The 23279-nt window shown below is 61.9% G+C and carries 27 protein-coding genes; 11 read left to right on the top strand and 16 right to left on the bottom strand.

Going from position 1 to position 23279, the window contains the following annotated elements:
* From OU993_RS09105 to OU993_RS09070, 8 genes are all read right to left on the bottom strand, one after another.
* A complete protein-coding gene (locus OU993_RS09105; RefSeq protein ID WP_268156356.1) occupies positions 1 to 648 on the bottom strand; it encodes a septation protein A in 648 nt (215 codons plus the stop codon).
* A 57-nt stretch (positions 649 to 705) separates the two neighbouring features.
* Positions 706 to 2301 carry a signal recognition particle-docking protein FtsY gene (gene ftsY / locus OU993_RS09100; RefSeq protein ID WP_268156354.1) on the bottom strand — a complete coding sequence of 532 codons (1596 nt, stop codon included), beginning with the start codon at positions 2299 to 2301 and terminating at the stop codon, positions 706 to 708.
* 15 nt (positions 2302 to 2316) lie between these two features.
* Positions 2317 to 3591 carry a tRNA (N(6)-L-threonylcarbamoyladenosine(37)-C(2))-methylthiotransferase MtaB gene (gene mtaB / locus OU993_RS09095; protein ID WP_268156352.1) on the bottom strand — a complete coding sequence of 425 codons (1275 nt, stop codon included), beginning with the start codon at positions 3589 to 3591 and terminating at the stop codon, positions 2317 to 2319.
* Complete coding sequence (gene dapF / locus OU993_RS09090; protein ID WP_268156350.1) at positions 3588 to 4490, bottom strand: diaminopimelate epimerase; 903 nt, start codon at positions 4488 to 4490, stop codon at positions 3588 to 3590. The genes mtaB and dapF overlap by 4 nt, the downstream gene beginning before the upstream one ends.
* Positions 4491 to 4647: 157 nt before the next feature.
* On the bottom strand, positions 4648 to 5610 hold the full coding sequence (gene speB / locus OU993_RS09085; protein WP_268156348.1) for an agmatinase: 963 nt from the start codon (positions 5608 to 5610) through the stop codon (positions 4648 to 4650).
* A 90-nt stretch (positions 5611 to 5700) separates the two neighbouring features.
* A complete protein-coding gene (locus tag OU993_RS09080) occupies positions 5701 to 6777 on the bottom strand; it encodes an MBL fold metallo-hydrolase (RefSeq protein ID WP_268156346.1) in 1077 nt (358 codons plus the stop codon).
* A 73-nt stretch (positions 6778 to 6850) separates the two neighbouring features.
* The gene (locus OU993_RS09075; protein ID WP_268156344.1) at positions 6851 to 7288 is read right to left on the bottom strand and encodes a type II toxin-antitoxin system VapC family toxin; all 438 of its coding nucleotides are present in this window, start codon (positions 7286 to 7288) and stop codon (positions 6851 to 6853) included.
* The gene (locus tag OU993_RS09070; protein WP_268156342.1) at positions 7288 to 7530 is read right to left on the bottom strand and encodes a type II toxin-antitoxin system VapB family antitoxin; all 243 of its coding nucleotides are present in this window, start codon (positions 7528 to 7530) and stop codon (positions 7288 to 7290) included. Before OU993_RS09070 ends, OU993_RS09075 begins: the two co-directional genes overlap by 1 nt.
* 320 nt (positions 7531 to 7850) lie before the next feature.
* Between OU993_RS09070 and ffh the strand changes: the two genes are divergently transcribed.
* From ffh to trmD, 5 genes are all read left to right on the top strand, one after another.
* Positions 7851 to 9416: a signal recognition particle protein gene (ffh, locus tag OU993_RS09065; RefSeq protein ID WP_268156340.1), complete on the top strand. Its 1566-nt coding sequence runs from the start codon at positions 7851 to 7853 to the stop codon at positions 9414 to 9416.
* Positions 9417 to 9433: 17 nt separating this feature from the next.
* Positions 9434 to 9754, top strand: a complete 321-nt coding sequence (locus OU993_RS09060; RefSeq protein ID WP_268156338.1) for a chorismate mutase — start codon at positions 9434 to 9436, stop codon at positions 9752 to 9754.
* Between the two features lie 67 nt (positions 9755 to 9821).
* Positions 9822 to 10187, top strand: coding sequence for a 30S ribosomal protein S16 (gene rpsP, locus OU993_RS09055; RefSeq protein ID WP_268156336.1), 366 nt, complete (start codon positions 9822 to 9824; stop codon positions 10185 to 10187).
* 136 nt (positions 10188 to 10323) lie between these two features.
* Complete coding sequence (gene rimM / locus OU993_RS09050) at positions 10324 to 10923, top strand: ribosome maturation factor RimM (RefSeq protein WP_268156334.1); 600 nt, start codon at positions 10324 to 10326, stop codon at positions 10921 to 10923.
* 8 nt (positions 10924 to 10931) lie between these two features.
* Positions 10932 to 11615 carry a tRNA (guanosine(37)-N1)-methyltransferase TrmD gene (trmD, locus tag OU993_RS09045; protein WP_268157617.1) on the top strand — a complete coding sequence of 228 codons (684 nt, stop codon included), beginning with the start codon at positions 10932 to 10934 and terminating at the stop codon, positions 11613 to 11615.
* Here trmD and OU993_RS09040 read toward each other — a convergent pair.
* Positions 11612 to 12358 carry a sulfite exporter TauE/SafE family protein gene (locus tag OU993_RS09040; protein WP_268156332.1) on the bottom strand — a complete coding sequence of 249 codons (747 nt, stop codon included), beginning with the start codon at positions 12356 to 12358 and terminating at the stop codon, positions 11612 to 11614. The genes trmD and OU993_RS09040 overlap by 4 nt on opposite strands.
* A 274-nt stretch (positions 12359 to 12632) precedes the next feature.
* Here OU993_RS09040 and rplS point away from each other — a divergent pair, with 274 nt between their 5' ends.
* Entirely contained in the window at positions 12633 to 13154 is a 522-nt protein-coding gene (gene rplS, locus OU993_RS09035; RefSeq protein WP_268156330.1) for a 50S ribosomal protein L19, read from the top strand.
* Positions 13155 to 13204: 50 nt separating this feature from the next.
* On the opposite strand, the gene blaOXA is transcribed toward rplS, so the two are convergent.
* The 3 genes from blaOXA to OU993_RS09020 all read right to left on the bottom strand — a co-directional run bounded on the left by blaOXA (position 13205) and on the right by OU993_RS09020 (position 16003).
* The gene (blaOXA, locus tag OU993_RS09030) at positions 13205 to 14020 is read right to left on the bottom strand and encodes a class D beta-lactamase (RefSeq protein ID WP_268156328.1); all 816 of its coding nucleotides are present in this window, start codon (positions 14018 to 14020) and stop codon (positions 13205 to 13207) included.
* A 69-nt stretch (positions 14021 to 14089) separates the two neighbouring features.
* Positions 14090 to 14593, bottom strand: a complete 504-nt coding sequence (locus OU993_RS09025) for a nuclear transport factor 2 family protein (RefSeq protein WP_268156326.1) — start codon at positions 14591 to 14593, stop codon at positions 14090 to 14092.
* 129 nt (positions 14594 to 14722) lie between these two features.
* A complete protein-coding gene (locus tag OU993_RS09020) occupies positions 14723 to 16003 on the bottom strand; it encodes an MFS transporter (RefSeq protein WP_268156324.1) in 1281 nt (426 codons plus the stop codon).
* 179 nt (positions 16004 to 16182) lie between these two features.
* Between OU993_RS09020 and OU993_RS09015 the strand changes: the two genes are divergently transcribed.
* Together OU993_RS09015 and OU993_RS09010 are read left to right on the top strand one after the other, a co-directional pair.
* Complete coding sequence (locus tag OU993_RS09015) at positions 16183 to 16986, top strand: transporter substrate-binding domain-containing protein (RefSeq protein WP_268156322.1); 804 nt, start codon at positions 16183 to 16185, stop codon at positions 16984 to 16986.
* A gap of 6 nt (positions 16987 to 16992) precedes the next feature.
* Complete coding sequence (locus tag OU993_RS09010; protein WP_268156320.1) at positions 16993 to 17808, top strand: amino acid ABC transporter permease; 816 nt, start codon at positions 16993 to 16995, stop codon at positions 17806 to 17808.
* 3 nt (positions 17809 to 17811) lie between these two features.
* Here OU993_RS09010 and ppk2 read toward each other — a convergent pair whose 3' ends face one another.
* Together ppk2 and OU993_RS09000 are read right to left on the bottom strand one after the other, a co-directional pair.
* Positions 17812 to 18717, bottom strand: coding sequence for a polyphosphate kinase 2 (ppk2, locus tag OU993_RS09005; RefSeq protein ID WP_268156318.1), 906 nt, complete (start codon positions 18715 to 18717; stop codon positions 17812 to 17814).
* Between the two features lie 161 nt (positions 18718 to 18878).
* Positions 18879 to 19070, bottom strand: coding sequence for a hypothetical protein (locus OU993_RS09000; RefSeq protein ID WP_268157712.1), 192 nt, complete (start codon positions 19068 to 19070; stop codon positions 18879 to 18881).
* Here OU993_RS09000 and leuC point away from each other — a divergent pair.
* On the top strand, positions 19069 to 20478 hold the full coding sequence (gene leuC, locus OU993_RS08995) for a 3-isopropylmalate dehydratase large subunit (RefSeq protein WP_268156316.1): 1410 nt from the start codon (positions 19069 to 19071) through the stop codon (positions 20476 to 20478). The genes OU993_RS09000 and leuC overlap by 2 nt on opposite strands.
* Before the next feature lie 65 nt (positions 20479 to 20543).
* Here the strand turns inward: leuC and OU993_RS08990 are convergent, their stop codons facing one another.
* Complete coding sequence (locus OU993_RS08990; RefSeq protein ID WP_442792893.1) at positions 20544 to 21098, bottom strand: L,D-transpeptidase family protein; 555 nt, start codon at positions 21096 to 21098, stop codon at positions 20544 to 20546.
* Between the two features lie 114 nt (positions 21099 to 21212).
* Here OU993_RS08990 and OU993_RS08985 point away from each other — a divergent pair, with 114 nt between their 5' ends.
* Together OU993_RS08985 and OU993_RS08980 are read left to right on the top strand one after the other, a co-directional pair.
* Positions 21213 to 21896 (top strand): response regulator transcription factor, encoded by a 684-nt coding sequence (locus OU993_RS08985; RefSeq protein WP_268156315.1) that lies wholly within the window; start codon positions 21213 to 21215, stop codon positions 21894 to 21896.
* Between the two features lie 78 nt (positions 21897 to 21974).
* Positions 21975 to 22430, top strand: coding sequence for a cyclic nucleotide-binding domain-containing protein (locus tag OU993_RS08980; protein ID WP_268156313.1), 456 nt, complete (start codon positions 21975 to 21977; stop codon positions 22428 to 22430).
* 68 nt (positions 22431 to 22498) lie between these two features.
* Here the strand turns inward: OU993_RS08980 and OU993_RS08975 are convergent, their stop codons facing one another.
* Complete coding sequence (locus OU993_RS08975; protein WP_268156311.1) at positions 22499 to 23251, bottom strand: SDR family oxidoreductase; 753 nt, start codon at positions 23249 to 23251, stop codon at positions 22499 to 22501.
* Positions 23252 to 23279 lie beyond the last annotated feature (28 nt).

Here is a 23279-nt window from a genome sequence, read left to right as displayed (position 1 = left end):
TCACTGGCCGTCCTCGTTCTTCTGGTCGAGCGAATGTTTCATGATGAGCGGCATCTGCGCGAGCGTGAAGGCGATGGTGATGGGCATCGTGCCCCAGACCTTGAAATTGATCCAGACGGCATCGGAGAAATTGCGCCACACCACTTCGTTCAGCACGGCGAGGAACAGGAAGAAGATGCCCCAGCGCAGCGTCAGTTTCTTCCAGCCTTCCTCCGTCAGCTGGAAGGCGGCGTTGAAGACGTAGCCAAGCAGCGACTTGCCGAACATCAACCCCACCAGCAGCGACACACCGAAGAGCGTGTTGACGATGGTCGGTTTCATCTTGATGAAGATTTCGTCCTGCAGCCAGATCGACAGCCCACCAAAGATCAGCACGACGATGCCGGAGACAAACGGCATGACCGGCAGGTGCTTGAAGACGATCTTCGAGACGATGAGCGACAGGACGGTGGCCGCCATGAAAAGGCCGGTGGCGACCAACAGCGGCCCACCGAGCACGGACAGCGCCGGAAAGGTCTGCAGCAGCCACTCGCCGCGCAGATTGCCAAAGAAAAAGACCAGCAGCGGGCCGATCTCCAGCGCAAACTTCAGGCCCGGATGCTGTTTTTCCGCGCGGGTCGGCACTGTATCGCTTTCGAGGCTCTGCATGGGCTCTGTCTTATCTTTCCGTTGATCTGTCGCGATGCAAACGCTGTATCTGTGGCATCAATGCGTCACGCCCGCAATCGCGCGGGCAAAATCCTCCGCCTCGAAGGGTTCGAGGTCATCGATCCCCTCGCCGACGCCGATGAAATAGACCGGCAATTTATGTTTGGCGGCGATCGCCACCAGAATGCCGCCGCGCGCCGTGCCATCGAGCTTGGTCATGATCAGGCCTCCGACGCCCGCCACGTTGCGGAAGATCTCGACCTGTTGCAGCGCGTTCTGACCGGTCGTGGCATCGAGCGTCTGCAACACCGTATGCGGGGCATCCGGATCGAGCTTGCCGAGCACGCGGACGATCTTTTCGAGCTCGGCCATCAGCTCGGCCTTGTTCTGCAGACGGCCCGCCGTATCGATGATCAACACGTCGCATTTCTTCTGGCGCGCCTGCTCGAAGGCATCATAGGCAAGCCCCGCCGCATCGGCGCCGAGCTTGGTGCCGATGAACTCGGATTTGGTGCGATCCGCCCAGATCTTCAGCTGCTCGATGGCAGCCGCGCGGAAGGTGTCGCCCGCCGCCAGCATCACCTTGAGGCCGGAGCCCGAGAGCTTGGCCGCCAGTTTGCCGATGGTCGTCGTTTTACCCGTGCCATTGACCCCGACCACCAGGATGACATGCGGCTTGTGGGAAAGATCGAGTTCCAGCGGTTTCGCCACCGGCTTCAGCACCTTGGTGATTTCCGACGCCATGATGCGCGACACGTCTTCGCCGGTCACATCCTTGCCGTAACGCTCGGACGACAGCGTGTCGGTGATGCGCATGGCGGTTTCGACGCCGAGATCCGCCTGGATCAGCAGGTCTTCCAGCTCCTCCAGCGTCGCCTCGTCCAGCTTGCGCTTGGTAAAGAGCGCCGCAATCTGGCCGGTCAGCTGAGCCGAGGTGCGCGAAAGGCCCTGGCGCAGGCGCTGGAACCAGGAGAGTTTCGGCTCCGGCACGGCTTCGACGACCGGCGCCTCGGCCTTGCGAGTGGCGAAACCTTTGGGCAGTGCGGGTTCGGCAACGGGCGACGATGCTTCGGCTGCAGAAGAGGAAACGGCAGCGGACGCCTCACCCCCCTCTGTCCTGCCGGACATCTCCCCCTCAAGGGGGGAGATCGCTTCCGAGTTGCCGGCTTCCCCAACCAAGTCCCGAGCCGAAGAACCTAGCTCTCCCGACTGTGCATCAACAGGCGCAACGTTCGTAAGGGATTGGCCCTCGTGCTGCGAGTCGATCTCCCCCCCTGAGGGGGAGATGCCCGGCAGGGCAGAGGGGGGTATGGCGGGCACATCGACAGAGGTCTCAGCAACAGCCTCTTCTTCCGCCTCGGCCTCCAACAACGACAGAGGAACCATGCCGAGATCACCCGGCATGTCAGCAGGCGCAAGAAGCACAGGCTCCTCATCGTCCAGATCATCATCCGCCGGGCCGCCCGCCGTGTCCATTTCGACATCGGCCACCGGATCGACGGCGGAGACCGGCAAGTCTTCGGAGCGGCCATGCGGCTCGGTCTCGGCAGAAAGCGCAGCGCGTTCTTCCGCGGAAAGCCCTTCCGCCTTCTCGCCCTCCGCCGGCTTGTCCTTGCCGAACGAGAAAACCTTCTTGATGAACCCCAGCGCCATGAATGATCCGTTCCGTCACGCCGCCGCGGCAGCGATGACCTGCATTGTCAGATGTTTGCCATTGTGGCCGGTCACGGTGACCGGCACCAGATCGCGCGGTGAAAGACCGGGAGCCGCGACCAGCGAAAAATTCTCGGTATGGGCAAAGCCGCTCATTTCGACCAGGATCGTCTGCCGTGTGCCGATCATCCGGTCAAGATGGGCCGCAAGCAGCGCCTCTCCCTGAACGCGAAGCCGTGCCGCCCGTTCCTTGACAAGCGCCCGGTCGAGCTGCGGCATCCGCGCCGCCGGTGTTCCCGGTCGCGGGCTGTAAGGAAAGACGTGCAGGAATGACAGACCACATTGTTCGGCGTGCCGCATAGCGTTACCGAACATCTCTTCGGTTTCCGTCGGGAAACCGGCGATCATGTCCGCACCGAAGCTGATGTCTGGCCGAAGCCGGCGCACCTGTTCGACGAAGGAAAGCGCATCGGCGCTCGAATGCCGCCTTTTCATGCGCTTCAGGATCATGTCGTCGCCATGCTGCAGCGACAGGTGCAGATGCGGCATGAACCGCGGCTCGTCGGCCAGAAGATCGAGGAGATGGCGGTCCGCCTCGATGCTGTCGATGGAGGACAGTCGCAGCCGGAGGATCTCCGGCACCTGCTTCAGCAGCGTCTTCGCCAGCAGGCCAAGGGTCGGGGTGCCCGGTAGATCGGCGCCGTAGCTGGTGGCATCGACGCCGGTCAACACGATCTCGCGGTAGCCTGCCGCCACCAGCTTTCGGGCCTGATCGACCACGGCCCCCATCGGCACCGAGCGGGAATTGCCGCGCCCATAGGGAATGATGCAGAAGGTGCAGCGATGGTCGCAGCCGTTCTGCACCTGAATGAAGGCCCGCACATGCCCGTCGATGTGCTTGACCATCTGCGGCGCGGTGGCCTTGACGCTCATGATGTCGTTGACGCGCAGCTTCTCTTCCGCCGAAACCCCGAAATCCGGCAGCGCGCGGTAGGAGGCGCTTTTCAGCTTTTCCTCATTGCCGAGCACCGCATCCACTTCCGGCATCGCGCCAAAAGTTTCGGCCTCCGTCTGCGCTGCGCAGCCCGTCACGATGATGCGTGCATGTGGGTTTTCGCGCCGCGCCCGGCGGATCGCCTGACGCGCCTGACGCACGGCCTCCCCCGTGACCGCGCAGGTATTGACGAGCACGGCATTGTTCAGCCCCGCCTTTTCCGCCTCGGCCCGCATGACTTCGGATTCGTAGGTATTCAGGCGACAGCCGAAGGTGATGATCTCGACGCCGCTCACCGCGCCAGAGCCTCGGCCTCGTTGTCCCGCTCGAAGCGGCCGGACGTCGGATCGAGCCGGCCGGACCATTCCCATTCGGCAGGACCGGTCATGACGACATGGTCATCGGCGCGCCAGTCGATCGAGAGCTTGCCCCGGTTGGGGCTGGAGGCGACGATGATGTCCACCGTACGGCCGGTCCGGCCGGTGCGGGCACCGGAGACGCCAGCCGCACAGGCCGCCGAGCCGCAGGCGAGCGTCAACCCTGCACCGCGTTCCCAGGTGCGCGTCACCATCTCAGTCGGCGAAATCACCTGGGCGAGCGTGATGTTCGCCTTTTCGGGAAACATCGGATGGTTTTCGAGAAGCGGCCCGAACCGCTCCAGCTCGAAGGTCATCGGGTCGCGATCGACCCAGAAGACCGCATGCGGATTGCCCATCGACATGGCCGTGGGCGAATGCAGGATCGGGGCGTCGATCGGGCCGATCTGCAGTTCGATCCGGCTCGTGTCGTAAAACTCTTCCGACAGCGGGATCTTGTCCCAGGCAAAGACGGGCTTGCCCATGTCGACCGAGATCGTGCCATCGGCATGTTCTTCAGCATTCAGGATGCCGGCAATCGTCTGGAAGGTGAAGGCCTTGCGGCCCGTCTCGGCAGCCAGCGCCTGCACCACGCAGCGTGTGCCATTGCCGCAGGCCTGCGCCTTCGTGCCATCGCAGTTGAGGATGTCGATATAGGCATCCGTGCCGGATGCCTTCGGATCGTGGATCGCCATGATCTGGTCGAAACCGGTCGCCGGATCGGCGGCAAGGGCAATGGCCGCATCCGGCGTGACACGATCGGCGCGGCCGCGCATGTCGACGACCAGGATCTTGTTGCCAAGCCCGTTCATCTTCGCGAATTCGACCATCTGCGCCATGCTGGAACCACCTGTCTTGCGGATCAACCGCCGTTTTCAGCCTATATGGCGGAAAATCCCGTCTATTTCCAGTGTGGATGCGGAGCTTGGCCCCTCTCCGCCTCCCCGCACGTTGCAGCGCGGAGAGGGCTCGGATCAACGACAAGGAAGGCTTCTGCTACTTTTCGCGTTTTCGTTGAACGCAGGGTGCCATGACGCACAGCAGTTCGAACAGGATGTTGGCACCGGCAAGCGCCGTCATGCCAGCCAGATCGAAGGGTGGCGCCACCTCCACCACATCGGCACCAACGATATCGACGCCTGCCAGAAGCCGCACAAGCTGCTGCGCCTCGCGGGTGGAAAAACCGCCGATTTCCGGCGTGCCGGTTCCCGGTGCCATCGACGGATCGATGCTGTCGATGTCGAAGGTGACATAGGTTGCGCCGTCACCCACAATGGCGCGCGCTTCCGCCATCACATCGACAGCGCCGCGTTCGACGAATTCTTCCATGTAGATGATGCGGATGCCCTGGCTCTTTGCCCAGTCGTGATCGGTCGTGTCATAGATCGAGCCGCGGATGCCGATCTGCACCATGCGTTTCGGATCCAGAAGTCCTTCCTCGATCGCCCGACGGAAAGGCGTGCCATGTGTATATTTGTTGCCGCCGAAATAGCTGTCATTGGTGTCTGTATGCGCATCGAAATGCACCATGCCGACCGGCCGGGACTTGGCCACGGCCCGTAAAACCGGAAGCGTCGTCAGATGATCACCGCCGACCGAGAGCGGCAGCGCGCCGGCTGAGACGATGGCGGCAATGCCGTCCTCGATCCGCCGCAGGCCATCCATCAGATCGATCGGATTGACCGAGACATCGCCGACATCGGCGACATTCGCAATGGAAAACGGCTCGACGCCCGAAACGTGATGGACGCGGCGGATGAGGCTCGACTGGTTGCGCACCTCGCGCGGTCCGTGGCGGGCGCCTGCCCTGTTCGTCGTGCCGCCATCCCACGGAATGCCGACCAGCGCGATATCCAGGCCCGCAGCAGAGGAGACCGCCGGCAGCCGCATGAAGGTGGAATGGCCGGCAAAGCGGGGAACTTCAGCCGCATCGACGGGCTGATGGAAGGACGCAGTCATGGGAGGCTCCGGATGAGGACAGGCGATTGCCACCGCAGTGCAACAGAACCAGCCGCATCTGTAAATGCCCGATTGCGACGGAGGATGCCGTCAGGCATCCGGCACGTCGAAGACCTCGCCGGGACGCAAGGGCCGGAACCGCTCGGGCTTGATCTTTGCTGCCGTCAAAGCATTACCGAGCGCTGCCAGCGGCTCCTCGATGCCCTCGTCGGTCAGCTTCACAGTGCCCCAGTGATGGCCGATGGCGTAAGAGGCCTTGGCAAGCTGCATACCGGCCACCGCCTCTTCCGGGTTCTGGTGCTGCGCCTTCATGAACCAGCGCGGCTCGTAGGCCCCGATCGGCAGGATCGCCAAACGGAAACCACCATGTTTTTCCGCCGCCTGCGCATAGTTGATGCCCTCATGAAACCCGGTATCGCCGATATGGTAGATCTTGCCGGCATGGGTTTCGATGACGAAGGCAGCCCACAGCGCCATACGACGGTCATTCAGACCGCGCGCCGACCAGTGATGGCAGGGTTCGCAATGCAGCGTGACATTCTTGCCGACATAGGTCTTCGCGCCCCAATCCATAACGGTGATCTGCGGATCATCGAGCTCCGGTCCGAAGATCGCATCATTGCCAAGCGGCGTGATGAACTGCGGGCGATGTATCTCGTGCAGTCTTTTCAAGGTCGCAAGGTCCAGGTGGTCGTAATGGTTGTGCGTGACGATGACGATATCGATCGCCGGCAGATCCTCCAGCCGGATACCGGGTTGGTTGACGCGTTTGGGGCCGGCAAACGAAACCGGACTGGTACGCTCCGACCAGACGGGGTCGGTCAGGATGTTGAGACCCGCCACCTGGATCAACATCGAGGCGTGACCGACCATGGTCACCACAAGCCGGTTTCCCGTCACCCGCTTTTCCGGCACAGCGGTGGGAAACGGGCTCGGATAGGCCTCAGGCCAATCAACGCTCTTGCCGTTGAAGCGCCAGCGCAGGAGGTTCATGAAACCTTTCGGCTCTTCGCCGCCGGGATTAAAGAAACGTGTGCCATCGAAATGATCGGAGACAGGACCCGTATAATATCGATTGGCTGCCATGGCTCTCCCTGCCGCAAGCCCGCCGCCGAAAAGCGCGAGACTGCCGATTGCTGACCATTTCAAGAAGTTGCGACGTTTCATGAGACTTCTATAGGGAGCGATGGGTGTGGCTTCAACCGGCCCTACGCCCACCATCGGCCCGGGGATCAGCCAATCACGCGGGCGTGATGTCCGTTCTGGCAAAATCATCGCCAACAAAGAGCAGTGGCACATTCAGCGCCTTGGCGGTGGCATAGGCGAAACAGTCACCGAAATTCAGGCGGGCGGGATGGCCGGTCGCACGACCATAAAGTTGCGCAGCACGAAGGGCTGCCCCGTGGGCATCCGCAGCAATCGGGACACAGACGGCCCCAATTTCGTCGAGAAATGCAGCGACGATGTCCTGGATCTGCGCGATCAGGTGTGGCGGGGTGGGTACGTTCTCACCGAGAGACGTGATCTTATGCTTGCGGGCCAATGCGACAACCGTCTCGAACACGACAAGCGATGAAAAAAAGAGCGGCCCCTCATGCGTTTCAATTTTTGCCAGAAGCGCCGCCGCGGGAGACTCATCTCCGATGATCGCCACGAGAGCAGAGGCGTCGAGGAACATTACATCTCCCAGCCTTCGTCCATATGCGCCTTGTGGTCATAGGTCGGATCGCCGGGACCGAGTTCGGCAATCGCACGCTGGTACTTGCGGACTCGTTCCGTCAGCGATGCCTTCTCGTTGTCCCGTTTCAGCTCGTTCTCCAGCGCCAGCCGCACGGCGTCGGTCTGGCTCTTTGCACCGACACGCTGCATGAGTTCGTTGGCGAGGGCAATGACTTGCGGATCGCGGATAGAGAGTGTCACGGGGCTCAAACTCCCACCATATGGGGCCATAACGCGCATTCTAACACAGAGAAAACAACGCGACAAAGCATCCAGAACTCGCAAAAACCCTTGTCAGCCTTGACTCCGCCGCCCTCTTCGGGTTTAAGCGGCGCGATCTGCTGAAAGTTGACGAGACTTTAGCCACCGACCGGGACCCGTAAAGGTATAAAGAGATCCCGGAGGTCAACACCCGACAGCGCGTTGCGCCCTCGGGTGCTTTTTGGCTTTGCGTCTTGTTTTCCGGCGGCAGAGAACCGACGTTTCCGGTTTCCCCGGCCAACGTCTAGAAGGAAGAAACGATGTTCGAAAACCTCCAGGACCGCCTTGGTTCCATCTTGAGTGGACTGACCGGCCGTGGCGCGCTCTCCGAGGCGGATGTCTCGGCAGCCCTGCGCGAGGTTCGCCGTGCGCTGCTCGAAGCGGACGTGGCGCTCGAAGTCGTTCGCGCTTTCACCGACCGGGTGCGCGAAAAGGCCGTCGGCGCGGAAGTCCTGAAGTCGATCAAGCCGGGCCAGATGGTCGTCAAGATCGTCCATGACGAACTGATCGAGATGCTCGGCGCCGAAGGCGTGTCCATCGATCTGCATGCGCCGGCCCCCGTCGTCATCATGATGGTCGGCCTGCAGGGCTCGGGCAAGACCACCACCACCGGCAAGATTGCCAAGCGGCTGACGGAGCGGGACCGCAAGAAGGTCCTGATGGCCTCGCTCGACACCCGCCGTCCGGCCGCCCAGGAGCAGCTGCGCCAGCTGGGCCAGCAGACCGGTGTCGATACGCTGCCGATCATTGCCGGCCAGTCCCCGACCGATATCGCCAGCCGCGCCGTGCAGGCGGCAAAGCTCGGCGGCCATGACGTCGTCATCCTAGATACCGCCGGCCGCACGCATATCGACGAGCCGCTGATGGCTGAGATGGCCGAGATCAAGGCCCGTTCGAAGCCGCACGAAATCCTGCTGGTCGCGGACTCGCTGACCGGTCAGGATGCCGTGAACCTTGCCCGCAATTTCGATGAACGCGTCGGCATCACCGGCCTCGTTCTAACCCGCATGGACGGCGATGGCCGCGGCGGTGCAGCCCTTTCGATGCGCGCCGTCACCGGCAAGCCGATCAAGCTGATCGGTGTCGGCGAAAAGATGTCGGAGCTCGAAGAGTTCCACCCGCGCCGCATCGCAGACCGCATCCTCGGCATGGGCGACATTGTTTCGCTCGTCGAAAAGGCGGCGGAAAATATCGACGCCGACAAGGCGCGCGCCATGGCCGAAAAGATGGCCAAGGGCAAGTTCGACCTGAACGACCTCGCCGACCAGCTGCGTCAGATGCAGTCGATGGGCGGCATGGGTGGCATCATGGGCCTGATGCCGGGCATGGGCGGCATGAAGGACAAGCTGGCGGCTGCCGGCCTGAACGACAAGATGTTCGCCCGCCAGATCGCCATCATCCAGTCGATGACCAAGGCCGAGCGCGCCAATCCGGACATCCTCAAGCATTCCCGCAAGAAGCGCATTGCAGCCGGCTCCGGTACGGATGCCGCCGAGATCAACAAGCTCCTGAAAATGCATCGCCAGATGGCCGACATGATGAAAGCCATGGGGGGCAAGGGCAAGGGCGGCATCATGAAACAGATGATGGGCGGTCTTGCCGGCAAGATGGGGCTTGGCGGCATGGGTGGAATGGGCGGCATGCCCGACCTGTCGAAGATGGACCCGAAGCAGCTGGAAGCGCTGGCCAAGCAGGCCGAAGCCGCCGGCCTGAAGCCGGGTTCGATGCCGGGCCTGCCGGGTGGTGGTCTGCCGGGCCTCGGCGGACCGAAGCTGCCGGGTCTCGGCGGTCTTCCGGGCCTGCCCGGCATGCCGAAAAAGAAATAAGTGGGGAGGGGTTAAGGATGATCGATCCGAACGTGAAGGAACAGCTCGGCAAATATCGCCAGTCGATCGACAACATCGATGCGGCGCTCGTGCACATGCTGGCCGAACGGTTTCGCTGCACCAAGGAAGTGGGCATCCTGAAAGCCAAGTTCGATTTGCCGCCGGCAGACCCGGCGCGCGAGGAATACCAGATCGAGCGGCTGCGTCGCCTCGCAAACGACGCCCAGCTCGATCCGGATTTTGCGGAGAAGTTCCTGAACTTCATCATCAAGGAAGTCATCCGCCATCATGAAGCCATTGCCGCCGAACATGGCGGCGTCATCGAAAAGACCGCCTGACGGCGGCCTCAACAACAGCCGGACCGTCGAAGAGGACGGCCTGAACAGAAAACCGAAGGAGTTAGAAATGTCCCTGAAGATCCGTCTCGCCCGTGGTGGTTCCAAGAAGCGCCCGTATTACCACATCGTCGTTGCCGACGCCCGCGCCCCGCGCGATGGCCGTTTCATCGCAACGATCGGTTCCTGGAACCCGATGCTGGCCAAGGACAACGCAGACCGCGTGACGCTCGACGCCGACGCCATCAAGTCCTGGATTGCCAAGGGCGCACAGCCGACCGACCGCGTTCTGCGCTTCATGGCAGAAGCCGGCCTTGCCGAGCGCGACGCCCGCAGCAACCCGACCAAGGCACAGCCGGGCAAGAAGGCCGTTGAGCGCGCCAAGGAAAAGGCCGCCAAGGCTGCCGAAGCCGCTGAAGCTGCTGCTGCAGAATAATCAGCCCGCACACGGCTTTCGATCCTGGAACGGGTGGCATGGCGACATGCCGCCCGTTCTTCTGTTTTCAACTCAACTGTTTTCAAGCCCTGCGATAGACTGTAGAGCATCGGCGAAACCGGAACAGGGAGCGATCATGGCGAAGCTGGAGAACCCGATCCTGATGGCAACGATCGGCGCGGCACAGGGCCTGCGCGGCGAAGTGCGCGTGCGCGCCTTCACGGCCGATCCGCTCGCACTCGGCGACTACGGCAACCTGCACAGCGAAGACGGCCGCACCTTCGAGATCCTCGAACTGCGCGAAGCGAAGAATGTCGTGATCGTCCGGTTCCGCGGCATCAATGATCGCAATGCCGCCGAAGCCCTGAACGGCCTCGAACTCTTCATCGAGCGCGACAACCTGCCCGACGAGGAACTGGACGACGACGAGTTCTATTACGCGGACCTCGAGGGTCTGGAAGCGGTGGATGCCGACGGCAACAGCTACGGACAGGTCAGTGGCGTCTTCGATTTCGGCGCCGGCGACCTTCTCGAACTGAAAGGCGCGGGACGCCGCCCGACGCTTATTCCCTTTTCGGAAGCCGCCGTGCTGGAGATCGATCTGGAAGCCGGCAGGATCGTCGTCGATCCGCTCGCGGCCGGGCTGATCGACCCGCCGGGCGAGGAAACGGGCGAAGCCGGCCCAAAGAGCGACAAGCCGAAACGCAGCCGGAAACCGAAGGGCGAAACGGAGTGAGTGCTGCCGTGCCCTTCCGTGCGACCATCCTGACGCTTTATCCGGACATGTTCCCGGGCCATCTCGGCCATTCGCTGGCCGGCAAGGCCATGGAGCGCGGCGACTGGTCGCTCGATACCGTGCAGATCCGCGATTTTGCGGAAGACCGGCACCGGACGGTGGACGATACGCCGGCCGGTGGCGGCGCCGGCATGGTGCTGAAACCGGATATCCTCGCAAAAGCGATCGATTCCGTCGCGGATGACAACCGCCCCCGCCTGCTGATGAGCCCACGCGGCAAGCCCCTGTCGCAGAAACGCGTGCGCGAACTGGCCGAAGGGAATGGTGTCGTCATCGTCTGCGGCCGCTTCGAGGGCGTCGATCAGCGGGTCATCGATGCACGCCGGCTGGAAGAGGTCTCGATAGGCGACTACATCCTCTCCGGTGGCGAACCGGCGGCCCTCACGCTGCTCGATGCGGTGGTGCGCGTGCTGCCGGGCGTGATGGGCAACAGCGCCTCGGGAACCCACGAAAGTTTCGAGACGGGCCTTCTCGAACATCCGCATTATACGCGGCCGCAGGAATTCGAGGGCATGGTAATCCCCGCCGTCCTGACCTCCGGTAACCATGCGGCGATCGAGAAGTGGCGGCATGACCAAGCGGTGGCGCTGACCAAGGAGCGCCGGCCCGATCTTCTCGCCAGACCAGATTAACCAGTGACGAAGTAATAGATCGTCAGAGCCACACCGACCGCCACCACGATCATCCGCATGATGCCCTGCGGCACCCGGCGGGCGAGCCAGACGCCGGAATAACCGCCGGCGGCAACGGCCGGGATCATGATGATCGCCTCAGGCCAGGCGACAACGCCGCCGCTGACGAAGACGACGATGGCCACGGCGGCAATCACGGTCGCCAAAAGATTTTTCAACGCGTTCAGGTGATGATAGCTGCCGCCCGTCGTGAGGCCGAGCACCGCCAGCATCATGATGCCCATGCCGGCGCCGAAGAAACCGCCATAGATCGATGTGACGAACTGGCCGACGAGGCTGGAGAGGGAACTGGCGGACCGCTCCTCGGAGGCCTTCGGCTTCAGGAATGGACCGGCGGCAAAGATGGCGGTCGCACCGGCCAGCAGCCAGGGCACGAGTGCCCGGAAGGAGGGGTTGTCGAGCGCCAGCAGGATCAGCGCACCGCCCAGACCGCCCAGCGCGGACACAATCGTCAAGGCGATGGCGCTACGCCAACGTTTCGTAATTTCCTGCCGATAGGCGAGCGTCGATGTGATGTAACCGGGAAACTGGACGATCGAGGACGTGGCATTGGCGGAGATCGGCGGAATGCCGGCAAGCGTGAGCGCGCCGAAGGTCAGGAACGTGCCGCCGCCGGCAATCGCATTCACTGCACCCGACAGAAAGCCTGCCGCAAACAGCAGACCGATCATTGCCAATGTCATATGGTGTCCTCCCAAACGCCTGGAAGAGCACATATCGGCCAAGATGATCCGCGACAAGGGTTGAAGAGCCGCATCTTTTCGTCAGATTCGCGGACCGCGCGGGGTGACAAGCGTGACAGTTTCGTGTAATGGCGCACGCGGAAATGGGAAAAACTCCCGTTGACCGAAACAAAGAATGGCGAACCCGCTCCTGCCGAAAAGGCACGTATCCGAGGAAACCCAAGGATTACGACGTTGAGCGCTCTGGCTGTTTCAGAAGAACTCAGAGGTTAACATGACCAACATCATCGCTCAGTTGGAAGCCGAACAGGCTGCCAAGATCGAAGCCAAGCGCAAGCTGCCGGAATTTTCTCCGGGCGACACGCTGCGCGTCAACGTGAAGGTAACGGAAGGCAACCGTACCCGCGTTCAGGCCTATGAAGGCGTCTGCATCGCCCGTTCGGGCGGCGGCATCAACGAAAGCTTCACCGTTCGCAAGATTTCCTACGGCGAAGGCGTCGAGCGCGTATTCCCGATCTTCTCGCCGATGGTCGAGAGCGTCGAAGTCATCCGTCGCGGTAAGGTTCGTCGCGCGAAGCTCTACTACCTGCGCGACCGTCGCGGCAAGTCGGCTCGTATCGTCGAAAACACCAACACCCGCGCCCGCAAGCTCAACGAAGCCGAACGCGCTGCCGCTGCTGAAGAGCGCGCACGTATCGAGGCTGAAAAGGTTGCAGCAGCACAGGCTCTCGCCGCCGAAAAGGCAGCAGCCGAAGCCGCTGAAGCCGCAAAGGCAGCGGAAGCTTCCGCAGAATAAGCATTCCTTCGGGATTGCAGTCAAAGGCGGGCCGAAAAGCCCGCCTTTTTTCATGGTGCCGTCACATCCCGCAGCAGGGCGGGAAGATCGTTCAGGATGGCCGCACGTGCTCTGGCGCTTGGCGAATCCGGCTGTTTCCTTTCGTCCTGGATCAGTTGGGCGAACGCGATTTTGCGGTTCCCCTGTTCCGCGACGCCAACGAACCATCCCCAAGGACGTGCATAGTCAAAATCGCCCGTCGCTGAACGGGGATAGGCCATGCCGGTTTTCCCCTTCACCTGCCAGCCCGGTGCGGAGATCGGAAATGTCTCCATGGACGCGAGCGCCTTTTCCATCGCCTCCGGTTTCACCGGAAGCGTGCGCTTGGCGAGCCTTTGCAGGAACGCCACCTGCTCCTGCGGCGAGATCTTGAGCGAGGACGCAATCCACGCACGATCAAGCCCGTTGTTCTTTGTGGCATCTCCGGAAAAATCGGCGTTCCCATAATCGAAGCTGCGCGCATAATCCGTCAGTGTCTTTTCGCCCAGCGCATGTGTGATGCGCTGCGAGTACCAGACCACGGAATATTTCAGCCACCGCTCGGGATCGGTCGGTCTTTTCCATTCCGCTCCGCCCCAATCGGGATCGCCCTTTTTGAAATCGAACACCGGCTCCTGCGGCGTTTTGAGAAAACCCGAATCGAAACCGATGACGGCCAGCGGGATCTTGAAGGTGGAGGCGGGTGTGACGCGTGTCGCGCAATCCCCCTCCTGTTTCAGCACCTTGCCGCTTCCGGCATCGGCGACCAGGGTGCACACAGTTTTCGCCTGTGCGGGCATGACCGCAGCACTCGTCAGAACTGCGGCCATGGCCAGATGATTACGCATGAATTCGTCGCTCCTCTCATACTTGCAGGCCTGTTTCGCCGGACAAGGTGACGAGAAAGCGACGCAGCATCACATTTTTACGGCGGAATCCCAATGTTCGTCGGCTTTGCCATCGACGATCCGCCAGGTGTCGTACCAGGTGGTCGTGTAGGTTTTCGACGGATCCTTGGGGTCCTTTTCCGTACGCACCGTGGCGACCGTCACGAGATCACCTTCCGCCTGCACGAAAACGACCGGGCTCTTCAGCTTGTCCTGAATGGGCGTCGGCTGGCGTTTCAGCACCTTGGTGAAGAAGTCGATCACGCCCTGCCGACCGGAGGCGGCATTGGGATTGTGCTGAATGTATCGTTCGGTGAGATAATCACCGGCCTTGTCCCAATGATTGGCTTCCAGCAGGTCTCGGAAGATCCCGTAGGCAACCTGCTTGTTGGCGTGCAGCTTCGGATCCGGGCTGGTGAAGAGCGCATCGACATCGGGAGCGGCAACAACGGCTTCCTGGGCAAAGGCAGAGGTTGCACCAAGGGGACCGATCAGTGAGCTTGCGATAACGAATGCGGAAAAAAGGGCCTTCATGGGACATCTCCAGAACGAGGGATGCCGGACGATAGCGGTGTGGGTCGACCGAAGAAAGGAGGCACTTTTAATGCCTATGGTATCCTAGAAGGTACCGACCCCGGCATGCGATGCCGGGGCCTTGAAAACTCAGACGGCGGCGGTTCGCCTGCTGGCCAGCATTCGGCCGACCACGATGACCAGCACGCCTGCAGCCGCCAGACACGCCGCCAGGAAGAACATCGGCGCAATCGTGCTTCCCGTCACGTCGCGGATCCAGGGGACGACGTTCTGTGCCACGAACCCACCGAGATTGCCGACGGAATTGATCGCCGCAATGCCGGCGGCAGCACCCGCCCCCTTCAGGAAACGTCCAGGCAGGCTCCAGAACACCGGCTGGCCGGCAAAGATGCCGGCGGCGGCAATGCACAGAAGCGCGAACTGAATCACCGGTGCCGTAATGACCGCAGACAGCACCAGGCACAGCGCACCGACAAAGGCCGGCCCGAAGATGTAAGGCGTCTTGTACTCCGTGCGATCCGCCATGGTCGGCACGATCCAGAGCGCCAGCGCCACGATCACCCAAGGAATGATGTTGATGAAACCGTTGACGGTGTTCGACACACCAAAACCCTGCACGATGGTGGGCAGCCAGTAGCTCAGCCCGTAGGCCGCCAGCGGAAAGCCGACATAGCACAGAGACATCAAAAGAACGCGGGGATTGACCAGCGCCTTGAAGCCGCTGTCGGCATGTTCGTCCATTCCGGCGTTTTCCGTTGCCAGACGGTCGCGCAGCCATTGTTTCTCGGGCTCGGTCAGGAACTTCGCCTTGTCCGGCGTATCGTCAAGGTAGAAATAGGTGGCGATCCCGGCCAGCACCGCCGGAATGCCCGTGGCGAGAAACACCCATTCCCAGCCGGCAAAGCCGAGAAAACCGTCGAGGTCGAGCAGCATGCCACCGACCGGCGCGCCGATCGCATTGGCGAGCGCGCTGAAGATCATGAACAGCCCCACCATGCGGCCGCGATAGTCCTTCGGGAACCACAGCGTCAGAAGATAGAGCACGCCCGGAAAAAAGCCCGCCTCCGCCACACCCAGGAGGAAACGCAGGATGTAGAACATCGTGGCGCTTTGGGTATAGGCCAGCGCAATGGTGATGATGCCCCAGGTGACCATGATGCGCGCGAACCAGATGCTCGCACCGAAACGATTGAGGAAAAGATTGCTCGGCACCTCGAAGATGAAATAACCGATAAAGAACAAGGAGGCGCCGAGCCCGTAGGCATATTCGCTGAGGCCCAGCGCATCGACCATCTGCAGCTTTGCATAGCTGACGTTTTGCCGGTCGATATAGGCAATGAGATACAAAAAGCCGAGAAATGGCATGAGCCGCCACGTGATCTTGGCGATGAGTGCGCGTTCAGAAACCAAGCCGGTTCCTCCACAAATATAGGTCAGGTCCCCACCCGCTCCGGATGCAAGTAGGGGCCGGCTCTTCCACGGCAAGAGCAGAGACCGGCCTGCCCGCGTTTGTCCGACGCCCGGTGAAGACCTTGCCAAGATCGGTATTTCCGTGACAATCGGCACCGCCACACATTCAGGAGAGATCCATGATTGCCCGCCGCTTGCTGCTTGCCGGCCTTTCCGCGCTGTTCTGCCTGCCCGCCACCGTTTACGCTGCGGGCGCCGGTCTGCCCGACCTGAAGGGACGCCAGATCACCGTCGTGACCGAAAACGCCTATCCACCGCTGCAATTCGTCGACCCGAAGAGCGGCAAGCAGATCGGATGGGAATATGATGCGATGGAGGCGATCGCCAAACGCCTGAACGCCACGATCAACTACCAGAACACCTCCTGGGACGCGATGATCCAGGCGGTCTCCGACGGGCAGTACGACATCGGCATGACCGGCATCACCATCAAGGAAGAGCGCAAGGAGAAGGTGGATTTCTCCGACCCCTACATGCGCTCGCAGCAGTTCATGCTGGTGCGCGGCGACGAGAAACGCTTTTCCGATGCCAAGGGATTTGCGGCGGTCGACGGCGCGCTGATCGGCGCGCAGCCGGGGACCACTCCCTTCTATACCGCCGTCTACGAAGTGCTGGACGGCAACGAACAGAACCCGCGCATCAAGCTGTTCGAAACCTTCGGCGCGACCGTGCAGGCGCTGAAGACCGGTGACGTCGACATGGTGCTGACCGACGGCACCGCCGGCAAGGGTTACGTGGACGCCTCCAATGGCGGGCTGAAGCTGGTGGGTGATCCGCTCGGTTCGGAAGATTTCGGTTTCATCTTCAAGAAGGGGTCGGATCTGGTCGCTCCGGTCAATGCGGCGATCGCGGCCTTGAAAGCGGACGGCACCTTCGAGGCGCTGAACAAGAAATGGTTCCTCGACTACAAGATGGGGCAATGACCCGCGATGGCATCCGCATCGCGCGGTAACGAAAGCCACGATTTTCCCTGGTGGGCCGTGGCCTTCGGGGTGATGATGGCGGTGGTTGCCATCATCATTGCCGTCAACGAACTGTACGGCCAGGTTTTCCTGGTCGTCTCGAAGGGCATCGCCATCACCATCGGCGTGGCGCTCACAGCCTTTGCGCTTGCAACCGCCCTTGGGCTGGCGATCGCGCTGGCGGGCCTTTCCGACCGTCTGTGGCTTCGCCAGGTGGCGCGCTTCTACGTGGAAACCATCCGCGGTATTCCGATCCTGGTTCTGCTGTTCTATGTCGCCTTCGTCGGCGCACCGGCCATTATTGCCGGCTATAATGCCGCCGCTGCATCGCTGATCGAGATGGGTCTCCTGCCGAGCCTGCTGGTGCGCGATTTTTCGCTGATGGGACGGGCGATCATCGCGCTGACGATCGGCTACAGCGCTTTCATCGCTGAAATCTTCCGCGCCGGTTTCCAGTCCGTCGATCAGGGACAGATCGATGCCGCCAAGGCGCTTGGCCTGACGCGTTTCCAGCGGTTCCGGCTCGTCGTCTTCCCGCAGGCGCTGAAGGTGATTTTCCCGCCGCTCTCCAATGATTTCGTCTCGATGGTAAAGGACAGTTCGCTCGTCTCGGTGCTGGGCGTCTCCGACATCACCCAGATGGCCAAGGTCTATGCCTCCGGCTCATTCCGCTTCTTCGAGACCTATTCCATCCTCGCCTATGTCTACCTGATCCTGACGATCGGGCTGTCGATGATCCTGAGGCGCGTGGAAAAGCGCCTCAGGACGACCTCCGGGCGGTAGACCTCAGTATTTTTCCGGTACGTACATTTCGGCCGGCACCGGATGGCGGATGTAATCGGCATTACGGACGCGCGCGGGCAGCTCGATCGGCTCCTTCGGCACGTTCTCGTAGGGGATCTGCGAGAGCAGATGCGCGATCATGTTGAGACGCGCCCGCTTCTTGTCCACCGCCTGCACCACCCACCACGGCGCTTCGGGGATATGGGTGCGCTCCAGCATCTCTTCCTTGGCGCGCGTATAATCCTCCCAGTGAACCCGGCTTTCCAGGTCCATGGGCGAAAGTTTCCACTGCTTCAGCGGATCGTTGATGCGCATGCGGAAACGGAATTCCTGCTCCTCATCGGTGATCGAGAACCAGTATTTCAGCAGGATGATGCCGGACCGCACCAGCATGCGCTCGAATTCCGGCACGTCGCGGAAGAATTCCTCGACCTGTTCCGGCGTGCAGAAGCCCATGACGCGTTCGACGCCGGCGCGGTTGTACCAGGAGCGGTCGAACAACACCATTTCACCGGCCGACGGCAGATGCGGGACATAACGCTGGAAATACCACTGGCTGCGCTCGCGCTCGGTCGGCGCCGGCAGGGCCACGACGCGGGCAACACGCGGGTTGAGCCGCTGGGTGACACGTTTGATCGCCCCGCCCTTGCCGGCGGAATCGCGCCCCTCGAACAGGACCACCACCTTTAACTTCTTGTACTGCACCCAGTCCTGCAGCCGCACCAATTCGTGCTGCAGGCGGAACAGCTCGCGGAAATAGATTTTTCGCTCGAAGCTGGGCTCGGACAATCCCTGGTCGACGAGATTATCGATCCGCTCTTCTTCCAGCTGCAGCTCCAGCTCCTCATCGAAACTGTCGATGATTTCTTCCTTCAGCCGGTCTACATCGTCATGCATCGATGGCGCCATGAAACGTCTCCTCAAGTCTTCCCGATGATGAAACACGACTTGGCGAAATCCGTGTGACAGCAAGACGACAATGCGACAGAGACCACACGGACAGGCTTCGCGTACCGGGTTTCGAGTGATTGCCGCGATGACAAAAAACTGCTAAGCATCGCCCCATGGGATCAAAATTCGGATGCCTCGCGAACCACTACATCGTCCTGCAGGACCATAAGCGTCTGCCGGCTCGATTTTTCGCGCGCATTTCCGGTGCTCTGAACAGCCGACTTCGTTTCGCCTGAGCGTTTCGTCGTGCGGCAGCCGATGCTGCCGAATTCATATCCCGCATTTTCCAAAATCAGATGGATGGCAGCCATGAGCGCACCGCGTACTCTTTACGACAAGATCTGGGACGACCACGTCGTTTCGACGGATGAAACCGGCACCTGTCTTCTCTACATCGATCGTCACCTCGTGCATGAGGTGACGAGCCCGCAGGCCTTCGAAGGTCTGCGTCTGGCCGGCCGCACCGTGCGCGCTCCGCAGAAAACGCTGGCCGTTGTCGACCACAACGTGCCGACCACGCCGGACCGCCATATCGGCATCAAGAACGAGGAAAGCCGCATCCAGGTCGAGGCGCTCGCGCAGAACGCCAAGGATTTCGGCGTCGAATATTATTCGGAAAAGGACAAACGCCAGGGCATCGTCCACATCGTCGGGCCGGAACAGGGTTTCACCCTGCCGGGCATGACGATCGTCTGCGGTGACAGCCACACCTCGACGCATGGCGCGTTTGGCGCTTTGGCCCACGGCATCGGCACGTCCGAAGTCGAGCATGTTCTCGCCACCCAGACGCTGGTGCAGAAAAAGGCCAAGAACATGCTGGTGCGTGTAGATGGCAAGCTGCCGGAGGGCGTCACCGCCAAGGACATCATCCTTGCCATCATCGGCGAGATCGGCACGGCAGGCGGCACCGGCCATGTCATCGAGTTTGCCGGCGAAGCGATCCGTTCGCTCTCCATGGAAGGCCGCATGACGGTCTGCAACATGACGATCGAAGGCGGCGCCCGCGCCGGCCTCATCGCGCCGGACGAAACCACCTTCGACTACATCAAGGACAAGCCGCGCGCGCCGAAGGGCAAGGCCTGGGACATGGCGCTCGACTACTGGAAAACGCTGCATTCGGACGAAGGCGCGCATTACGACCGCGTCGTCGTGCTCGACGCCGCCAACCTGCCGCCGATCGTATCCTGGGGCTCCTCGCCGGAAGACGTGATTTCCGTTCAGGGCACCGTGCCGAACCCGGATGACATCCAGGACGAAACGAAGCGCACCTCCAAGTGGCGTGCGCTGGAGTATATGGGCCTGAAGCCCGGCACCAAGATCACCGATATCGCGGTTGACCGCGTCTTCATCGGCTCCTGCACCAATGGCCGCATCGAGGACCTGCGCGCCGCCGCCAAGGTGGTCGAGGGCCGCAAGGTTGCCGCCACCGTCTCCGCCATGATCGTGCCGGGCTCCGGCATCGTCAAGGAACAGGCAGAAGCCGAAGGTCTCGACAAGATCTTCAAGGATGCCGGTTTCGAATGGCGTGAACCGGGCTGCTCCATGTGCCTGGCCATGAACGACGACCGCCTGAAGCCGGGCGAACGTTGCGCTTCCACCTCCAACCGCAACTTCGAAGGCCGCCAGGGCTACAAGGGCCGCACGCACCTCGTCTCGCCCGCCATGGCCGCAGCGGCCGCCGTTGCCGGCCACTTCGTCGATATCCGCGAGTGGAAATAACCGGTTCGGTTGTTTCTCCAACGCATTCCAGAACGCCGGGTCCGAAAGGGCCCGGCGTTCGTCATTCAGGCAAGACTTACAGAACCCGCACCCGCGTGCCCCTTTCGGATATGCGGCAAAAGCCGCAGCATGTCGCGCAGATGAAGCGCGATGCAGCCGGCGGTCGGCTGGTAACCCGGCTTGATGAGGTGGAAGAAGATCGCCGAGCCGCGATGCCGCTTGCGGCTCGTCACGTTCCAGTCGAGCACGAGGCAGATGTCGTAAAGCCCGTCAGCGCGACACATCTCCTCATGGCTCGGTTTGAACGGGGCGCGCACCAGACGGTTATAGGCGGGGTGTTTCGGCTCATCGCACCAGAGCATGGTTTTCGCCGTCCGGCGAAGAGAAAGCGGGCTTTTGACGGACTTCAGACGGTCGCCACGCACGAAGCCGGAGAGAACCGGCATTGAGGCAATCGGGGTCGCGCCATCGCCCTCGCGCTTGAAGGCGGTGCGGCCTTGGCGACCGATCGCGGCCGGCAGCGTCAGCGGCCCCATGATCACGAAGGCGCGAGAGGAATGTGATGGTGCGGCGCGCACCGTGATCGTCTTTCCCTTGCGCAATGGCCTTGTTCCACCCATTTCTCTCACACGGTTTTGCTCTGGACGCGATTTTATTTGAATTCATAGCACAATCGGACTTAGATCGAAGCGAGGCACCGCGAAAGCGGGCCAAGGAGAAAGGCGAAAAACGGCATGGCAGCGCGCACCGTACTGCTGGTGGATGACGATGATGATCTCCGCGAAACGCTGATGGAACAGCTTTCTCTGTATGAGGAATTCAGCCTGGTGCAGGAGCCGAACGCCACGAAGGCGATGGCGACCGCGAAATCCCGCCAGGTGGATCTGCTGATCATGGATGTCGGTCTGCCGGACATGGATGGCCGCGAGGCCGTGAAGCTGTTGCGCAAGGGCGGGTTCAAGGCACCGATCATCATGCTGACCGGGCATGACACCGATTCCGACACGATCCTTGGCCTGGAAGCCGGCGCGAACGATTATGTCACCAAGCCTTTCCGGTTTGCCGTGCTGCTCGCCCGCATGCGGGCACAACTGCGCCAGTACGAACAGAGCGAAGACGCGACCTTCACCGTCGGACCCTATCTCTTCAAGCCGAGCCAGAAGCTTCTGACCACCGAAGACGGCAAAAAAATCCGCCTGACGGAAAAGGAAGCGGCGATCATCCGTTACCTCTATCGCGCCGGCCAGAAGGTGGTGACCCGCGACGTGCTGCTGGAAGAGGTCTGGGGTTACAATTCGGGCGTCACGACGCATACGCTGGAAACGCATGTCTACCGCCTGCGCCAGAAGATCGAACGTGACCCCTCGAATGCCGAGATCCTGGTGACCGAAAACGGCGGCTACAAGATCGTTCCCTGATAGCGTTCAATGACCGGGCTGCCGGTTTCCCGGCAACCCCCATCCGGCCCCGAGCGGGGCACTCGATAAGGACCCCGCATGGCACTCAGCGACGATATCCGGCTCCTCTCCGCAGTGCCGTTGTTCCAGGGGCTGGACGATGACCAGTTGCGACTGGTGGCGTTCGGAGCGGAGCGGCGGAATGTCGGCAAGGGCCAGGCGCTGTTTCGCGAACACTCGCCTGCCGAATGTGCCTTCGTGGTGGCCCGCGGCCGGTTCGACCTCTACACCGAGGGCCGCGACGGCATCGCGGAACTCGAACGTTCCGTCGGCCCCGGCACGCTTCTGTCCGAACTGGCGCTGGTGACGATGGTGGAACGCAAGTTCACCGCGGTTGCCGCCGATGACGGCGAAGTCTTGCGCATTCCCCGCACCCTCTTCCACCGTCTGCTGGAGGAATATCCGGCGGTCGCCCGACTGCTCGAGGCACGGATCAAGGAAAACCTCGTCAATTTGGCGAAGGCCGCTGCGGCAATGCAGGGACGGTTCGCCTGACGCACGATCGCGCAGGCGAAAACCAGCCCTGGTACGGACAACTCAAGACGCGATCCGCAGGATGACCGTCAGAGTTTGACTGCGGAGTTGCCTCCGTCGGCAAACAGCGCGGAACCGGTCACGAAACTGGATGCGGGTTCGGCCAGGAACAGCGCCGCCTGCGCGATTTCCACGGGTTGCGCGATCCGCTTCATGGCGTGCAATCCGGCAGCCCAGTCCTTTTGCGCCTGGTCGCCGGCCATGCCGGTATCGGTTCCGCCCGGCAGAAGGGCATTGGCCCGGATGTTGCGGGCGCCGTAATCCGCAGCGATCCCCTTTACGAGCCCCATCAACCCGGCCTTGGCGGCCGCGTAGGCGGCCATGCCGGGCAGTCCGACGCTCGTCCCGACAAAGCTGGACGTGAAGATGATCGAGCCACCGCCCCGCTCCAGCATCGCAGGAATCTGATAGCGACTTGCCAGAAACGCAGCGGTCAGATTGGAATTCAGGGTGTGATGCCACTCGTCGGCGTCGATCTCCGCCAGCGGCTTCATCGCGCCGACTGTGCCCGCATTGTTGAAGGCGATATCGACGCCGCCGAAAACATCGGTCGCAACGGCAACCAGTGCCTCGTGCGTCTCGGGCAGGCTGACATCACCCGCAACGAAGCGCACCCTGCCGCCTTCGGACTCGATGTCTTCGGCAATTGTCTTCAGGGCGGGCAGGCCGCGCGCGTTCAGAACAATGCTTGCGCCTTCTGCGGCAAACAACCGTGCTGCCGCCGCGCCAATGCCGGACGATGCGCCGCTGATGATCGCCACCTTGTCTTTCAAACGTCCCATAAGAGCCTCCTTCGGTTCGGGAGGCCGA

Origin of the sequence: Rhizobium sp. SL86 (genome assembly GCF_026672545.1) — a bacterium.
Lineage (GTDB): Bacteria > Pseudomonadota > Alphaproteobacteria > Rhizobiales > Rhizobiaceae > Neorhizobium.
This window is presented reverse-complemented; position numbering and strand designations above follow the sequence as displayed.

What these genes read in the sequence shown, in the direction of transcription:
- OU993_RS08975 (WP_268156311.1), bottom strand. Translation starts at nt 23,251, where the DNA reads ATGGGACGTTTGAAAGACAAGGTGGCGATCATCAGCGGCGCATCGTCC.
- OU993_RS09000 (WP_268157712.1), bottom strand. Translation starts at nt 19,070, where the DNA reads ATGGCTGCCATCCATCTGATTTTGGAAAATGCGGGATATGAATTCGGC.
- OU993_RS08980 (WP_268156313.1), top strand. Translation starts at nt 21,975, where the DNA reads ATGGCACTCAGCGACGATATCCGGCTCCTCTCCGCAGTGCCGTTGTTC.
- rpsP (WP_268156336.1), top strand. Translation starts at nt 9,822, where the DNA reads ATGTCCCTGAAGATCCGTCTCGCCCGTGGTGGTTCCAAGAAGCGCCCG.
- OU993_RS09015 (WP_268156322.1), top strand. Translation starts at nt 16,183, where the DNA reads ATGATTGCCCGCCGCTTGCTGCTTGCCGGCCTTTCCGCGCTGTTCTGC.
- OU993_RS09105 (WP_268156356.1), bottom strand. Translation starts at nt 648, where the DNA reads ATGCAGAGCCTCGAAAGCGATACAGTGCCGACCCGCGCGGAAAAACAG.
- OU993_RS09060 (WP_268156338.1), top strand. Translation starts at nt 9,434, where the DNA reads ATGATCGATCCGAACGTGAAGGAACAGCTCGGCAAATATCGCCAGTCG.
- ffh (WP_268156340.1), top strand. Translation starts at nt 7,851, where the DNA reads ATGTTCGAAAACCTCCAGGACCGCCTTGGTTCCATCTTGAGTGGACTG.
- OU993_RS09010 (WP_268156320.1), top strand. Translation starts at nt 16,993, where the DNA reads ATGGCATCCGCATCGCGCGGTAACGAAAGCCACGATTTTCCCTGGTGG.
- rplS (WP_268156330.1), top strand. Translation starts at nt 12,633, where the DNA reads ATGACCAACATCATCGCTCAGTTGGAAGCCGAACAGGCTGCCAAGATC.
- blaOXA (WP_268156328.1), bottom strand. Translation starts at nt 14,020, where the DNA reads ATGCGTAATCATCTGGCCATGGCCGCAGTTCTGACGAGTGCTGCGGTC.
- OU993_RS09075 (WP_268156344.1), bottom strand. Translation starts at nt 7,288, where the DNA reads ATGTTCCTCGACGCCTCTGCTCTCGTGGCGATCATCGGAGATGAGTCT.
- OU993_RS09025 (WP_268156326.1), bottom strand. Translation starts at nt 14,593, where the DNA reads ATGAAGGCCCTTTTTTCCGCATTCGTTATCGCAAGCTCACTGATCGGT.
- ftsY (WP_268156354.1), bottom strand. Translation starts at nt 2,301, where the DNA reads ATGGCGCTGGGGTTCATCAAGAAGGTTTTCTCGTTCGGCAAGGACAAG.
- OU993_RS08985 (WP_268156315.1), top strand. Translation starts at nt 21,213, where the DNA reads ATGGCAGCGCGCACCGTACTGCTGGTGGATGACGATGATGATCTCCGC.
- leuC (WP_268156316.1), top strand. Translation starts at nt 19,069, where the DNA reads ATGAGCGCACCGCGTACTCTTTACGACAAGATCTGGGACGACCACGTC.
- dapF (WP_268156350.1), bottom strand. Translation starts at nt 4,490, where the DNA reads ATGGCGCAGATGGTCGAATTCGCGAAGATGAACGGGCTTGGCAACAAG.
- speB (WP_268156348.1), bottom strand. Translation starts at nt 5,610, where the DNA reads ATGACTGCGTCCTTCCATCAGCCCGTCGATGCGGCTGAAGTTCCCCGC.
- ppk2 (WP_268156318.1), bottom strand. Translation starts at nt 18,717, where the DNA reads ATGGCGCCATCGATGCATGACGATGTAGACCGGCTGAAGGAAGAAATC.
- OU993_RS09040 (WP_268156332.1), bottom strand. Translation starts at nt 12,358, where the DNA reads ATGACATTGGCAATGATCGGTCTGCTGTTTGCGGCAGGCTTTCTGTCG.
- OU993_RS09080 (WP_268156346.1), bottom strand. Translation starts at nt 6,777, where the DNA reads ATGAAACGTCGCAACTTCTTGAAATGGTCAGCAATCGGCAGTCTCGCG.
- OU993_RS08990 (WP_442792893.1), bottom strand. Translation starts at nt 21,098, where the DNA reads ATGGGTGGAACAAGGCCATTGCGCAAGGGAAAGACGATCACGGTGCGC.
- rimM (WP_268156334.1), top strand. Translation starts at nt 10,324, where the DNA reads ATGGCGAAGCTGGAGAACCCGATCCTGATGGCAACGATCGGCGCGGCA.